At 42.5% G+C, this 993-nt stretch carries 1 protein-coding gene; it reads left to right on the top strand.

The window, feature by feature from the left end:
- Positions 1-237: 237 nt before the first annotated feature.
- On the top strand, positions 238-777 hold the full coding sequence (locus IDZ20_RS10850; protein ID WP_188151458.1) for a hypothetical protein: 540 nt from the start codon (positions 238-240) through the stop codon (positions 775-777).
- Positions 778-993 lie beyond the last annotated feature (216 nt).

Raw genomic sequence — 993 nt, forward strand, 5'->3', positions numbered from 1 at the left:
GGCTATTTTACAGCTCGCCTTCCTATTTTTAAAAAGTGTCGCGGTTAGTATATGAATTCGGGCAGCATAACAAAGCGTTCAACCAGACGTAAATTTCGGTGCGCCTTTTGGGTGGCTGCGCCACTTTAACCCAAAAGTCACCCCAAAATTTCCGCAGGTTAACGCGGCGTTGGGTATGTATAAGTCCACGGAAAAACAAATTTTCTTTTATCTTGTATTTATTATAGGGAGTAATTTATGAAAACAAGAAGTCTTCTGGTGTGTTTTATGATTTTTTCGCTTAGTTCTTGGGAAGCTTATGGTGAGTGTAAAAGAATATTAATTCAGCCTGACTTAGCTCTGAATGGTTCTGGTGTATGGATTAAAAAGACATGCCATAAATCAACATTAGCTTTGGGTGCTATTAAATATAGAGATGGTGCTCTTTTCTCTAGTTTCATTGATAGGGTTACTGGCGAAAGTATTAACCCCAGATTGCAGACGGTGAATTTATTGAAAGTGTGGAATAACAGTTTTGGGTGGGGGTACACAGATTTTGGCCTTGGGGTGGGCATAGCTCACGGGGAGAAGGCGCGTAACTGCTCTAGTCAACCGGCCTTTTTAGGTACGCTACACCGTTGTAAGGTCGATTCTATTTCTACAATTGGTTTACCCATTAATGCAACAGCAGTTGTAGGGAAATATGTCGGTATTGGGTTTAGTGCAAATATTTTCTTAAGTTTAGAGGGTGTCTTAGGGGCATCAGCTGGGTTTAGTATACCTATTGGTAAGTTTTGATTCGTGTACATTTTTAGCGGGTTGTTTACCCAACAAAACGTTCAACCTCGCCAGCATAAACCCCGCTGGCTGGAACCTCCCCGTTCGCAATTTTTGTGCCTACGCTGCGCGCAGGGTATCACAAAAACCGCAAACAGGTCGGTCCGGTTAACTCGGCGTTATGCGTCTTAACGGTTGGTAGAGTAGGGCTTGTAATTCATTGGTGTTGTTTTCTGT

Source organism: Teredinibacter waterburyi, from assembly GCF_001922985.1.
GTDB classification, from domain to species: domain Bacteria; phylum Pseudomonadota; class Gammaproteobacteria; order Pseudomonadales; family Cellvibrionaceae; genus Teredinibacter; species Teredinibacter waterburyi.